This window comes from Pandoraea sp. CB10b_02 (genome assembly GCF_002216225.1).
Taxonomy (GTDB): Bacteria; Pseudomonadota; Gammaproteobacteria; order Burkholderiales; family Burkholderiaceae; genus Pandoraea; species Pandoraea nosoerga.
The window spans coordinates 174061-186529 of sequence record NZ_NJGW02000008.1; the positions used below are offsets into that span (position 1 = coordinate 174061).

Sequence of the window (12469 nt, forward strand, 5' to 3'; positions counted from 1 at the left end):
GACGCCTGCTTACTTGCGAACTTCGCCGTGTCCGAACACGACGTACTTCATGCTCGTCAGCCCCTCGAGGCCGACCGGGCCGCGTGCGTGCAGCTTGTCGTTCGAAATGCCGATCTCGGCGCCCAGACCGAACTCGAAGCCGTCCGCAAAGCGCGTGCTCGCGTTGATCATCACGCTGGCCGAATCCACTTCGCGCAGGAATCGCATCGCCGCGCTGTAGTCCTCGCTGACGATCGCATCGGTGTGGTGCGACCCGTAGCGGTTGATGTGTTCGATGGCAGCGGCCAGACCGTCGACGATCTTGATCGCCAGCACGGGCGCCAGATATTCGGTCGACCAGTCCTCTTCGGTCGCCGCTGCGACGCCGGTCACGCCAGCCTCGGCCAGCGCCGCCACCGTGCGCTCGCAGCCGCGCAACTCCACCTGCTTGCCCTGGAGCATGCGCGCAATGGCTGGCAGCTGGTCGATGGCCTGCCGATCGACGAGCAGCGTCTCCATCGTGTTGCACGTGCCGTAGCGGTGGGTCTTGGCGTTTTCGCAGATCGCCAGCGCCTTCGCGGGATCGGCACGGCCGTCGACGTAGACGTGGCAGATACCGTCGAGGTGCTTGATCATCGGCACGCGGGCGTCCTGCATCAAGCGTGCGATCAGGCTCTTGCCGCCGCGCGGCACGATCACGTCGACATACTCGGTCATCGTGATGAGTTCGCCGACCGCCGCGCGATCCGGCGTGTTCACGACCTGCACGGCGTCGCCCGGCAGCCCGCTGGCGGCCAGGGCTTCGGCAATGAGCGCGGCCAGCGCCGTGTTGCTTTCGATCGCCTCCGAGCCGCCGCGCAGAATGGTCGCGTTGCCGGATTTCAGGCACAACGCCGCGGCGTCGATGGTCACGTTCGGACGCGATTCGTAAATGATGCCGATCACGCCCAGCGGCACCCGCATCTGGCCGACCTGAATACCGCTCGGCTGCACGCGCACGTTGCTGATCTCGCCGATGGGGTCGGACAGCCCCGCGATCTGGCGCAGACCCTCGACCATCGTGCGCAACGCCTTGTCGGATAGGGTCAGGCGGTCAATGAAGGCCGCATCCTGACCGTTGGTGCGAGCACGCTCGAGGTCGCGGCGATTCACTTCCTGCAACTTCGCGCCGTCGCGCTCGATCGCGTCGGCGATGGCCAACAGGGCCCGGTTCTTGGCTGCGGTGTCGGCACGCGCCATCGCGCGCGAGGCGTCACGGGCGCGCTGGCCCAGTGACTGCATGTAGGCTTTGATATCCATATCGTCGGTGTGGCCGTCTCTTTTGCCGGCGAATCGCTCGGTACTCGCGCGGCGTGCTGTTGGCTGTCGATGGCGGCGCCTTCCGCGGTTCCTGGAAAGACGCTGCACGAAGTCTCGCCGGTCATGCGCCAGATTGTCCGTCAATTGCGGTAGCTTTGCTGGCGCCGCTCCCGCACCTCGGGAGGTGTCGAGCCGGCATTGGCGGGGTCGGGCGCGTTCTACGCGTGCACTGGGTGAGCTGCACGTGCGGAGCGCGCCATCGGCGGTCGCTCGCCTACGAGCAGTAGCGCGAGCTGCAGCATGCCGTCCCACGGGTCGCCAGGCAGCCCATCGGCGCGCAGTCCCTTGACCTGCCGGTCCAGCCGCGCGGCGAGTTGCAACGCCTGTGCGAGCCGCGTCGGCGTGACGCGGTTCGCGGCCTGCTCCATCAGGCGCTCGCGCGGCCCCCACACGCGGTATTCGCGCAGAAGCATTGGCAGCGGCTTGCCGGCAGCCATCCCGCGCGTGATCTTGGCCAGTGTGCGGACCTCTTCGGTCAACGCCCACAGGACGAGCGGGGCGGCTTCGCCCTCGCCGCGCAAGCCGTCGAGCATGCGCACGAGACGCGGGGCGTCGCCGGCCAGCACCGCTTCGCTGAGCTTGAAGACGTCGTAACGCGCCACGTTGAGCACAGCGTCCTGCACCTGGTCGAACGTGAGAACACCCTCCGGATACAACAGGCCGAGCTTCTGGATTTCCTGGTGCGCGGCGAGCAGGTTGCCTTCCACGCGCTCGGCAATGAACTGCAACACGCGGCGTCCCGGCTCGCCCGCTTCGACGCGCTGTCCTTGCGCCGCGAGACGTTGCGCGATCCAGTCAGGCAGGCGGTTGCGATCGACCGGATCGACCTTGACGGTCACGCCCGCCCGATCGAGCGCGGCGAACCAATCGGATTTGGTCGCCGTGGCGTCGAGGCGCGGCAGGGTGATGATGGTGAGCACGTCGCCGCAGGCCGCCTCGGCATGCGCCTTGAGCGCCGCCCCGCCGTCCTTGCCCGGCTTGCCGCCCGGAATGCGCAGCTCGATGAGCTTGCGGTCACCGAACAGCGACATCGACTGCCCTGCGTTGGCAAGCGTACCCCAGTCGAAACTGCGCTCGACGCTGAGCACGTCGCGCTCGGTAAAACCGCCCGCGCGCGCCGCCGCACGCACGCGATCGACCGCCTCCTGCACGAGCAGGCTCTCATCGCCGTAGATCGTGTAGATCGGCGAGAGGGTCTTGGCGAGGTGCGCGTCAAGCGCGTCGGGACGCAGTTGCATGAGCGTGCTTACAGGTCCGGCTTCTTCTCCGGCATGGCCTTCACAGCCTCCATGCGGCGAATGATCTGGTCGACGGCGTCCTTCTGCATGTCGCGGCTGAGCAGCGCGGCTTCCGCATCGCGTGCACTCGACTCGTTGTCGCTGTACGGCAGGTTGCGGGTGAGACGGATGGTGCTCAAGGGAATGATCGGCGTGCCGTCGGGCGTGACGAGTTGGAACGTATAAGTGTTGCGCATCTCGTACTCGCGCGCCTGTCCATTCGCATCGAGGCTCACCGCCGTGCGCGAAGACGAGGCATTCACGATCTCGAGACGCGCGTCCGCGTCCTTCGGCTCGGTGACCACGATCGTCCCCTTGCTGCCATAGCGGATATAACGCGAGATGTCGGTGGCCATCTGGCCGCCGCCCGAGATGTACAGCCGCTTGAACGCATACTCGCTGGCGCCTCGCAACTGGAAGCCGCAGGCGGACAGCGCCAGGGCGCAGCCCAACAGCGCAACCCAGCCGAAGATCCTGCGCGCCATGCCGACGCCTCGTTGCCCGGATGTCATTTGCACGTGATGTGCCCTCTTCCAAACGTTACCCATTCATCGGCCGCCGACGGACGGCGCCGCTTCAGACCACCACGTTCACCAGACGGCCCGGCACGACGATGACCTTCTTCACCGGTTTGCCCTCGCCGAACTTCGCCGTCATTTCGTGCGCGAGCGCCGCCTGCTCGATAGCCTCGCGCGAGGCGTCCTTCGCCACGCGGACCGCGCCGCGCACTTTGCCGGCCACCTGCAGCACGAGTTCGATCTCGTCCTGCACGAGGGCGGCCTCGTCGACCTGCGGCCATGCGGCGTCGAGCAGGTCGCCCATCTGCGAGGCGTAGCCGAGCTCCACCCACAGCGCGTGCGTGATGTGCGGCACGACCGGGTACAGCACGCGCAGCAGAATGCCGTAGCACTCGCGCAGCGCGCCGGCCCCGGCCGCGCCCTTGTCGCCCTCGATGGCGTTGAGCATCTTCATCGCCGCCGAGACCACCGTGTTGTACTGCACGCGCTGGTAATCGTAATTGGCCTGTTTGAGCACACTGTGAATCTCGCGGCGCAGCGCCTGGGCCGCCGGGCTTGCCGCGTCGATGGCGGCGTGCGCCTGACGCAGCAACGCCGCATGCGACTGACCGAAGCCCCACAGACGGCGCAGGAAGCGGCTCGCCCCTTCCACGCCCGCGCCCGACCACTCGAGCTGTTGCTCGGGCGGGGCGGCGAACATCACGAACAGGCGGGCGGTATCGGCGCCGTACTGATCGATCAGCGACTGCGGATCCACGCCGTTGTTCTTCGACTTCGACATCTTCTCGATGCCGCCGAGCGCGACGCGCGCGCCGTCGGCCTTCGCAGTGGCGGCGACCGGGCGGCCCTTGTCGTCGAACTGCACCTGCACATCGAGCGGGTTGAACCAGGTCTTCTTGCCCGAGGCATCCTCACGGAAATACGTCTCGTTGAGCACCATGCCCTGCGTGAGCAGGTTCTGCGCCGGCTCCTTGAAGCTCACCAGGCCCAGGTCACGCATGACCTTCGTCCAGAACCGCGAGTACAGCAGGTGCAGGATCGCGTGTTCGATGCCGCCGATGTATTGGTCCATCGGCATCCAGTAGTCGGTGCGCTCGTCGACCATCTTGTCGGCGTCCGGACAGGCATAGCGCGAGAAGTACCACGACGAATCCACGAACGTGTCCATCGTGTCCGTCTCACGGCGCGCCGGCTTGCCGCACTTCGGGCAGTCGCACTTGAGGAACGCCTCCGACTTCGCGAGCGGGTTGCCGGTGCCGTCCGGCACGAGATCTTCGGGCAGCACCACCGGCAGGTCCTTCTCCGGCACAGGCACGGCGCCGCAAGATTCGCAGTGGATGATCGGGATGGGGGTGCCCCAGTAGCGCTGGCGCGAAATGCCCCAGTCGCGAAGGCGGAACGTGACTTGCTTGTCACCGACGCCCTGCGCCTTGAGGTCGGCCGCAATGGCATCGACGGCGGCCGAGAAGTTCAGCCCGTCGTACTTGCCGCTATTGATCAGCGTGCCCGCTTCCTTGTCGCCATACCACGCCTGCCAGGCGTCGGTGGAATACGTCTCGCCCGGCACGGCCACGACCTGCCGGATCGGCAGGCCGTACTTGCGGGCGAACGCAAAGTCACGCTCGTCGTGGGCCGGCACGCCCATCACGGCGCCTTCGCCGTATCCCATCAGCACGTAGTTGCCGATCCACACCTCGACCTTGTCGCCGGTGAGTGGATGCGTGACGAAAAAGCCCGTGGGCATGCCCTTCTTTTCCATCGTGGCGATGTCGGCCTCGGCCACGCCCCCTTGCTTGCATTCGGCGATGAAGGCCTGCAGATCCGGGCGGTCGGCCGCAAGCCGCGTGGCGAGCGGATGCTCGGCAGCGATCGCACAGAAGGTCACGCCCATGATCGTGTCGGCACGCGTGGTGAACACGCGCAGCAGCCTCTGCTCGCCATCCAGTTCGTATGGGAAGCCGAAGTTCACGCCGAAGCTCTTGCCGATCCAGTTCTGCTGCATCACCTTGACGCGCTCGGGCCAGCCGAGTTCGTCCAGGTCGCCGAGCAGTTCGTCGGCGTAATCGGTAATGCGCATGTAGTACATCGGGATTTCGCGCTTTTCGACCAATGCGCCCGAACGCCAGCCGCGACCGTCGATCACCTGCTCGTTCGCGAGCACGGTCTGATCGACCGGATCCCAGTTCACCGTGCCCGTCTTCAGATAGACGACGCCCTTTTCCAGCATCTTCAGGAACAGCCACTGGTTCCAGCGGTAGTACTCCGGCTTACAGGTGGCGACTTCGCGCGACCAATCGATCGCCAGGCCCATGGCCTGCATCTGCTTCTTCATGTACTCGATGTTGTCGTAAGTCCACTTGGCCGGCGGCACGCCGTTGGCCATGGCGGCGTTCTCCGCCGGCATGCCGAATGCGTCCCAGCCCATCGGCATGAGCACGTTGTAGCCGCGCATGCGCATCTGGCGGTACATCACGTCATTGATGGTGTAATTGCGCACGTGCCCCATATGCAGCTTGCCCGACGGATACGGCAGCATCGAGACGCAATAGAATTTCTGTTTGTCCGCGCGCTCGGTGGTCTTGTAGGCGTCGATCGCCTGCCAGTGTGACTGGGCGGAGGCTTCGACGTCGGCGGGAACGTATTTTTCTTGCATGATGGGTCGGCGAATAGGATTCGGCTCGGTTTCGGCCCCGACGCGTGCGGCAAAACGTGCGCCACGCGTGGAGTTTCGGGGCAGATCCGGGGAAAACGATGATTATAACGCCGCCGGGAGCGGATTCGGCGTGGCGGCAGCGGGATTTGACCTTGCGTCTGACGAGGCGCGATCGGCGCCGAACCGTGGGCATCGACGGCGGCCGTGCACGCCGCCAGAAGACAGCGGTTGCGGGTGCCGAGGCGCTGCACTGGCGCGGCCTGCGGCACCTCGGGCGATCAGCGCAGGCCCAGCACGTCCTGCATGTCGAACAGACCGGTCTTGTGGTGCGCGAGGAAACGCGCCGCGCGCAGCGAGCCTTGCGCGTAAGACAGACGGCTCGACGACTTGTGGGTGATTTCGATGCGCTCGCCGATGCCGGCGAACAGCACCGTGTGGTCGCCGACGATATCGCCGCCGCGCACGGTCGCGAAGCCGATCGTCGACGGGTCGCGCTCGCCAGTCACGCCCTCGCGGCCGTACACGGCACATTCCTTCAGATCGCGGCCCAGGGCTTCGGCCACCACTTCGCCCATGCGCAGGGCGGTGCCCGACGGCGCATCGACCTTGTGACGGTGATGGGCCTCGATGATTTCGATGTCGTAGCCGGTATTCAGAATCTTCGCGGCGACCTCGAGCAGTTTGAAGGTGGCGTTCACCCCCACGCTCATGTTCGGCGCGAACACGATCGCCACACGTTCGGCGCCCTTGGTCAGACGCGCCTTGTCATCGTCCGACAGTCCGGTCGTGCCGATGATCATCTTCACGCCGTGCTTTTCGGCGGCGGCCAGGTGGGCGAGCGTGCCCTCCGGGCGAGTGAAGTCGATCAGGTATTCGGCGTTGGCGAGGGCGGCGTCCAGATCCGCGGTGATTTTCACGCCGGTGTCACGGCCGAGGAAGGCCCCCGCATCGACGCCAAGCGCCGGACTGCCTTCACGGTCGAGCGCGCCGACCAGTTCGGCGTCATCGGCGGCCAGCACGGTTTCGATCAGCATCCGGCCCATGCGGCCGGAGGCGCCTGCAATCGCGATCTTCATCATGGTGAGTCTTTGGTCGTCTTCCAACGGCTTACTTCGGCATCGAGAACAGACCGCCGCCCGAAGTCACGCGCGGCGACGGGACGATCCCGGTGCCGGTGGCCGTGGCGGTGGACGGGGCGCCGCTGCCGGAGGAACCGCCGCTGGCAGCCGGCGAAGCCGCCTGTGCTTGCGAGGCGGCCTGGGTGCTCGGCGTGCTCGGGGCGCTCGAAGCGGCGCCGGCGTTCGCGGCTGCTGCATCCGTGGAAACCGTCGCGACGCCCGTATTGGCCGGCACGGCGGCCGTAGGCGCCGCCGCTGCGGCGTCGGGCGACGGTGCGGCAGCCTCGGCGGCCGCCGCACTGGCGGTCGAAGGCGCCGGGGCTTCGGTCTTCACGGCTTTGCCCTTCTGGCCGTCGATTTCCTGGACCAACTGGTATTCCGTCGGCAGGTTTTCGCCGCCCTCCCAGCGGACCAGCGAGTCCCCATCGAAATAGACCTTCAGATGGCGCTCCTGCACCACCGACGCATTGCCGCGCTTGAAGTAGAAGACGTAGTCCCAGCGATTGGCGTGGAACAGGTCCGTGAGCAGCGGCGTGCCGAGCAGCTGACGCACCTGGTCACGCGTCATGCCGGCCTGGAGCTGGTCGTAAGCTTCCTTCGAGACGAAGTTACCCTGCACGATGTTGATGCGGTACGGCGTGACCACGCCGATCACCTTGTCGGTCACGCTGTCGTAAGTGGAGCAACCGGCCAGCGCCAGCAGGGCTGCGGCCGCGTAGACGGGAAGCGGAAGGGAGAGATAACGACGCAAATCTGACTCGCTTTCAAAAAAATCGAACTTGATCCGGCACGCCCGGCGCGCCGCCACATCGCCCCTGTTGACGGCAGAAACCGTCCCGTTTGCCCCGGTTTGCGCCCGGGCAAGGCAAAAAGGCATTATTATTGGGGCTGTATTGTACTCTAGGGACGTAGAGCGATGCCGAATCCCGCCGATTTGAAAAATATCGGACTGAAAGCCACGCTTCCGCGCCTCAAGATTCTGGAGATTTTCCAGAACAGCGAGGTGCGCCATCTGACTGCTGAAGATGTTTACCGGCATCTGCTCGATGAAAAGCTCGATATCGGTCTGGCCACGGTCTACCGTGTGTTGACCCAGTTCGAGCAGGCCGGGCTATTGTCGCGCAGCAACTTTGAATCCGGCAAGGCCGTTTTCGAACTGAACGAAGGCCATCATCACGACCATCTGGTCTGCCTGGACTGCGGCCGCGTCGAGGAGTTCTTCGATGCCGAGATCGAGCGCCGTCAGAAGCTGATCGCCAAGGAACGCGGCTTCGCGCTCCAGGAACACTCGCTTGCGATGTACGGCAGTTGCACCAAGGATCCGTGCCCGCATCGGCAGAAAAATTAAAAAACGTTTTTGCGTAATGCCTCCTGTTCGGGGGGCATTACGGACAATTCCCGCCCTGCTGACAACTTCCGGAACTCGAAGCGCCCTCTCTCGTCTACAATGCTGTCCGCAAACCGGGTATGTTAGCGGGGGACGGCCGTCCTCGGCACGATTGTATTGAGGTTCAACCCCTCCTATGACTAGCGAAAAATCGCCTGACGCCGTACAGATGGATGCCGACGAAGTATCGTTGGCCGATATCCTCGCGTTTCTTCAAAGGAATCTGAAGATCATCATCTCGCTTGCCGTGCTCGGCGCGGTGCTTGGCGTAGCCATCACCTTCGCGCTGCAGAAACAGTGGGAAGGCAAAGTAACGTTGCAGGTCGGGCGCGCGGCGGGTTCACCGGTTGTGGGCCCTGACGGGCCGCTAATCGAATCGCTGCAACAGACGGTCGGCCGGATCCAGTTGAACGCTTTCCGGGATAAGGTCGCGGCCGAGGTGCTGCCCCCGTTGCGTGGCAATGTGGATGAATTACGCAAGAGCGTTGTGTGGAAGGCGCTCAAGGCCCGCACGGTCCAGGGAACGGCTTACTTCGAAATCACGGCGCGAGGAACGTCGCCGGAACAGACGGAACAGGCACTGAACGCGGCATCGCATCTCATCCAGGTCGAACATGCCGCGATTCTCGAGCGCGCCCGCGCGCTCCCCAAGCAGCAACTCAGTGTCATCGACGCCGCCATCGAAGCCAATACCCAGGCGCAGCAAGCGCTCAGCAAGGCATTGGCGAATTCCAAGAACTCGGACTCGGTGATGGCGTTGAGCGCACTGCAAAGCAGCCGGACGGAGCGCGCCTCCCTGAACGAAAGCCGCTTCCGCGCAGCCCAGATGCTGGCACCGGATCAGTCATACAACACGCGGATCATCAGCGACGTTCAGGTCGAGCAGAGGCCGGCCTTCCCGCGCAAGTCGTTCTTTGGCGCCGGCGGGCTGATTCTCGGCGCCCTCCTGGGTGTTCTCATCGGGTTTATTCGCCACACGCGTTCGGCGAACGCTCGACGCTAACCGGCAACGCTACGTTCATCGCGGAAGACCAAACAAAAAGCCGCTGTCTCACGACAGCGGCTTTTTCGTTCCTGCGGCCTGGCGTCCGCCGTGGTGCTTACTTGGCCGACATCAGCGCGACGGTCGTGTCGAGCATGCGGTTCGAGAAGCCCCACTCGTTGTCATACCACGAGCTCACCTTCACCAGACGCCCCGACACCTTGGTCAGCGTGCCGTCGAAATTCGACGATGCCGGGTTGTGGTTGAAGTCGACCGACACCAGCGGCGCCGTGTTGTACGTCGCGATCGCCTTGAGCGGGCCCTCGGCAGCTTCCTTCAGGATCGCGTTGACTTCGTCCACCGTCGTGTCGCGCTTGGCGACGAACGACAGATCGACGATCGACACGTTGATCGTCGGAACGCGAATGGCGTAGCCGTCGAGCTTGCCGTTCAGTTCCGGCAGCACCAGACCGACCGCCGAAGCCGCGCCCGTCTTGGTCGGAATCATGCTCATCGTGGCCGAACGGGCGCGACGCAGATCTTCGTGATAGACGTCCGTCAGCACCTGGTCGTTCGTGTAGGCGTGAACAGTCGTCATCAGACCCGTTTCCAGGCCGATCTTCTCGTGCAGCGGCTTGACCAGCGGTGCCAGGCAGTTCGTGGTGCACGAGGCGTTCGAGATGACCGTGTCGGTCGACTTGAGCACGCCTTCGTTCACGCCGAACACGACCGTGGCGTCCACGTCCTTGCCGCCCGGCGCCGAGATGATCACCTTCTTGGCGCCGCCCTTCAGGTGAGCGCTGGCCTTTTCCTTCGACGTGAAGAAGCCCGTGCACTCGAGCACGACGTCCACGCCCAGTTCGCCCCACGGCAGTTCAGCCGGGTTGCGGTTGGCCAGCACGCGAATCTTGTCGCCGTTGACGATCATGTAATCGCCGTCGACCGACACCGTGCCCGGGAACTTGCCGTGCGCCGTGTCGTATTGCGTCAGGTGAGCGTTCGTCTGCGCATTGCCGAGGTCGTTGATGGCGACGATTTCGATGTCGTGCTTCTTGCCACCTTCGTAGTGGGCACGCAGAACGTTGCGGCCGATACGGCCATAGCCGTTGATAGCGACGCGAATGGTCATGGGGGTTTCTCCGTAAGGTCTAACGAAATCAGCCAAGCACGGACTTGACCGTCGCGACCACGTGGTCGACGGTGAAGCCGAAGTGTTTGAACAGCACGCCGGCCGGAGCCGACTCGCCGAAGGTATCGATGCCGACCACGCCGCCCTCCAGGCCGACGTACTTGTGCCAGAATGCCGTCACACCGGCCTCGATCGCAACTCGCGGCACGCCGCGCGGCAGCACGCTCTCGCGATAGGCCTTGTCCTGGCGATCGAACACGTTGGTCGACGGCATGGACACGACACGCGCCGCAATGCCCTCGGCTGCGAGCGCCTGCGCGCCCTTGAGGGCCAGATCGATTTCGGAGCCGGTCGCAATCAGCACGATCTGCGGATTCGCAACGTCGCGCAGCACGTAACCACCGCGGCGAATGTCGGCGATCTGCGCCTCGTCGCGCGAGACGAACGGCAGGTTCTGACGGCTCAACACGAGGCTCGACGGACCGTCGTGACGCTCGAGCGCCGCAACCCAGGCCGCCGCCGTCTCCGTCGTATCGCACGGACGCCACACATCCATCTGCGGGATCAGACGCAGGCTCGACACATGCTCGATCGACTGGTGCGTCGGACCGTCTTCGCCCAGGCCGATCGAGTCGTGCGTGAATACGAAGATGGAGCGCAGCTTCATCAGCGCCGCCATGCGCAGTGCGTTACGGCTGTAGTCGGAGAACGTCAGGAACGTGCCGCCGAACGGGATGTAGCCGCCATGCAGCGCGATGCCGTTCATGACGGCGCTCATGCCGAACTCGCGCACGCCGTAGTTGATGTGGTTGCCGAACTGCACGCCCTCGGCGTTCACGCGCACCGCCTTGCTGGCCTTCCAGTTCGTGAGGTTCGAGCCGGTCAGGTCGGCCGAACCGCCGAGGAACTCGGGCAGCACGGCAGCAAGACCCTCGATGGCCAGTTGCGACGCCTTGCGCGTGGCCACCGTCTCGGCCTTCTCGTGGGTCTTGGCAATCAGCGCCGCCGCCGCCGTTTTGAAGTTGCCGGGCAGCTCGCCCTTCATGCGGCGCTCGAACTCGGCCGCTTCGGCCGGGAACTGGCTGCGGTACGCGGCGAAACGCTCGTTCCACGCGGCCTCAGCCTGCTGGCCCGCTGCCTTCGCATCCCACGCGGCATACGCCTCGGCCGGCACCTCGAACGGCGGCAGGTTCCAGCCCAGCGCGGCGCGCGTCGCGGCAATTTCCTCGGCGCCGAGCGGCGCGCCGTGCACGTCGTGGCCGCCCTGCTTGTTCGGCGCCCCCTTGCCGATCAGCGTCTTGCAGCAGATCAGCGTCGGGCGGTCGGACGTCTTGGCCTTCGCGATCGCCGCGTCGACGGCGTCGACGTCATGGCCGTCAACGCCGCGGATCACGTTCCATCCGTAGGCTTCGAAGCGCTTCGGCGTGTCGTCGGCGAACCAGTGCTCCACGTCACCGTCGATCGAGATGCCGTTGTCGTCGTACAGCGCGATGAGCTTGTTCAGACGCAGCGTGCCCGCGAGCGAGCAGGCCTCGTGCGAGATGCCTTCCATCAGGCAGCCATCGCCGAGAAACACATACGTGTAGTGATCGACGATGTCGTTGCCGGGACGGTTGAATTCCTTGGCAAGCAATGCTTCGGCGAGCGCGAAGCCCACGGCGTTGGTGATGCCCTGGCCCAACGGGCCCGTGGTCGTCTCGACGCCCGGCGTGATACCCACTTCGGGGTGCCCCGGCGTCTTGCTGTGCAATTGGCGGAAGTGCTTGAGTTCTTCGATCGGCAGATCGTAGCCCGTCAGATGCAGCAGCGAGTAGATGAGCATCGAGCCGTGACCGTTCGAGAGCACGAAGCGATCACGATCGTACCAGTGCGGATTGACGGGGTTGTGCTTGAGGTGACGGCCCCAGAGCGCGACCGCGATATCGGCCATGCCCATCGGCGCACCAGGGTGGCCGGAGTTGGCCTGTTGGACCGCGTCCATGGAGAGGACGCGAATGGCGGAGGCCATCAGCGCAGCCGTTGCAGGAGAGGAGTTCGTCATGGTGACCAGCCGGAAGAGCGGGCGTG

At 65.0% G+C, this 12469-nt stretch carries 10 protein-coding genes; 2 read left to right on the top strand and 8 right to left on the bottom strand.

Translation table 11 applies throughout. The annotated features are described in order from the left end of the window. Positions 1-9 precede the first annotated feature (9 nt). The 6 genes from CDN36_RS11045 to CDN36_RS11070 all read right to left on the bottom strand — a co-directional run bounded on the left by CDN36_RS11045 (position 10) and on the right by CDN36_RS11070 (position 7655). Positions 10-1278 (bottom strand): glutamate-5-semialdehyde dehydrogenase, encoded by a 1269-nt coding sequence (locus CDN36_RS11045; protein ID WP_287496738.1) that lies wholly within the window; start codon positions 1276-1278, stop codon positions 10-12. A gap of 218 nt (positions 1279-1496) precedes the next feature. Continuing rightward, positions 1497-2576 (bottom strand): DNA polymerase III subunit delta, encoded by a 1080-nt coding sequence (gene holA, locus CDN36_RS11050; protein WP_287496739.1) that lies wholly within the window; start codon positions 2574-2576, stop codon positions 1497-1499. A gap of 8 nt (positions 2577-2584) precedes the next feature. Further along, a complete protein-coding gene (locus CDN36_RS11055; RefSeq protein WP_287496740.1) occupies positions 2585-3100 on the bottom strand; it encodes an LPS-assembly lipoprotein LptE in 516 nt (171 codons plus the stop codon). 91 nt (positions 3101-3191) lie between these two features. Next, entirely contained in the window at positions 3192-5786 is a 2595-nt protein-coding gene (gene leuS / locus CDN36_RS11060) for a leucine--tRNA ligase (RefSeq protein WP_150554796.1), read from the bottom strand. A gap of 278 nt (positions 5787-6064) precedes the next feature. Further along, complete coding sequence (gene dapB / locus CDN36_RS11065) at positions 6065-6862, bottom strand: 4-hydroxy-tetrahydrodipicolinate reductase (RefSeq protein WP_150554858.1); 798 nt, start codon at positions 6860-6862, stop codon at positions 6065-6067. Between the two features lie 31 nt (positions 6863-6893). Next, positions 6894-7655 carry an outer membrane protein assembly factor BamE gene (locus tag CDN36_RS11070; protein ID WP_241013675.1) on the bottom strand — a complete coding sequence of 254 codons (762 nt, stop codon included), beginning with the start codon at positions 7653-7655 and terminating at the stop codon, positions 6894-6896. 165 nt (positions 7656-7820) lie between these two features. Here CDN36_RS11070 and fur point away from each other — a divergent pair, with 165 nt between their 5' ends. After that, positions 7821-8252 carry a ferric iron uptake transcriptional regulator gene (gene fur / locus CDN36_RS11075; protein WP_150554798.1) on the top strand — a complete coding sequence of 144 codons (432 nt, stop codon included), beginning with the start codon at positions 7821-7823 and terminating at the stop codon, positions 8250-8252. A gap of 208 nt (positions 8253-8460) precedes the next feature. Continuing rightward, the gene (locus tag CDN36_RS11080; RefSeq protein WP_287496741.1) at positions 8461-9294 is read left to right on the top strand and encodes a Wzz/FepE/Etk N-terminal domain-containing protein; all 834 of its coding nucleotides are present in this window, start codon (positions 8461-8463) and stop codon (positions 9292-9294) included. A 97-nt stretch (positions 9295-9391) separates the two neighbouring features. Here CDN36_RS11080 and gap read toward each other — a convergent pair whose 3' ends face one another. Then, entirely contained in the window at positions 9392-10402 is a 1011-nt protein-coding gene (gene gap / locus CDN36_RS11085; RefSeq protein ID WP_150554800.1) for a type I glyceraldehyde-3-phosphate dehydrogenase, read from the bottom strand. Positions 10403-10430: 28 nt separating this feature from the next. Then, entirely contained in the window at positions 10431-12443 is a 2013-nt protein-coding gene (gene tkt, locus CDN36_RS11090; protein ID WP_287496742.1) for a transketolase, read from the bottom strand. Between the last annotated feature and the right edge of the window lie 26 nt (positions 12444-12469).

What these genes read in the sequence shown, in the direction of transcription:
- CDN36_RS11045 (WP_287496738.1), bottom strand. Translation starts at nt 1,278, where the DNA reads ATGGATATCAAAGCCTACATGCAGTCACTGGGCCAGCGCGCCCGTGAC.
- holA (WP_287496739.1), bottom strand. Translation starts at nt 2,576, where the DNA reads ATGCAACTGCGTCCCGACGCGCTTGACGCGCACCTCGCCAAGACCCTC.
- CDN36_RS11055 (WP_287496740.1), bottom strand. Translation starts at nt 3,100, where the DNA reads ATGGCGCGCAGGATCTTCGGCTGGGTTGCGCTGTTGGGCTGCGCCCTG.
- leuS (WP_150554796.1), bottom strand. Translation starts at nt 5,786, where the DNA reads ATGCAAGAAAAATACGTTCCCGCCGACGTCGAAGCCTCCGCCCAGTCA.
- dapB (WP_150554858.1), bottom strand. Translation starts at nt 6,862, where the DNA reads ATGAAGATCGCGATTGCAGGCGCCTCCGGCCGCATGGGCCGGATGCTG.
- fur (WP_150554798.1), top strand. Translation starts at nt 7,821, where the DNA reads ATGCCGAATCCCGCCGATTTGAAAAATATCGGACTGAAAGCCACGCTT.
- CDN36_RS11080 (WP_287496741.1), top strand. Translation starts at nt 8,461, where the DNA reads ATGGATGCCGACGAAGTATCGTTGGCCGATATCCTCGCGTTTCTTCAA.
- gap (WP_150554800.1), bottom strand. Translation starts at nt 10,402, where the DNA reads ATGACCATTCGCGTCGCTATCAACGGCTATGGCCGTATCGGCCGCAAC.
- tkt (WP_287496742.1), bottom strand. Translation starts at nt 12,443, where the DNA reads ATGACGAACTCCTCTCCTGCAACGGCTGCGCTGATGGCCTCCGCCATT.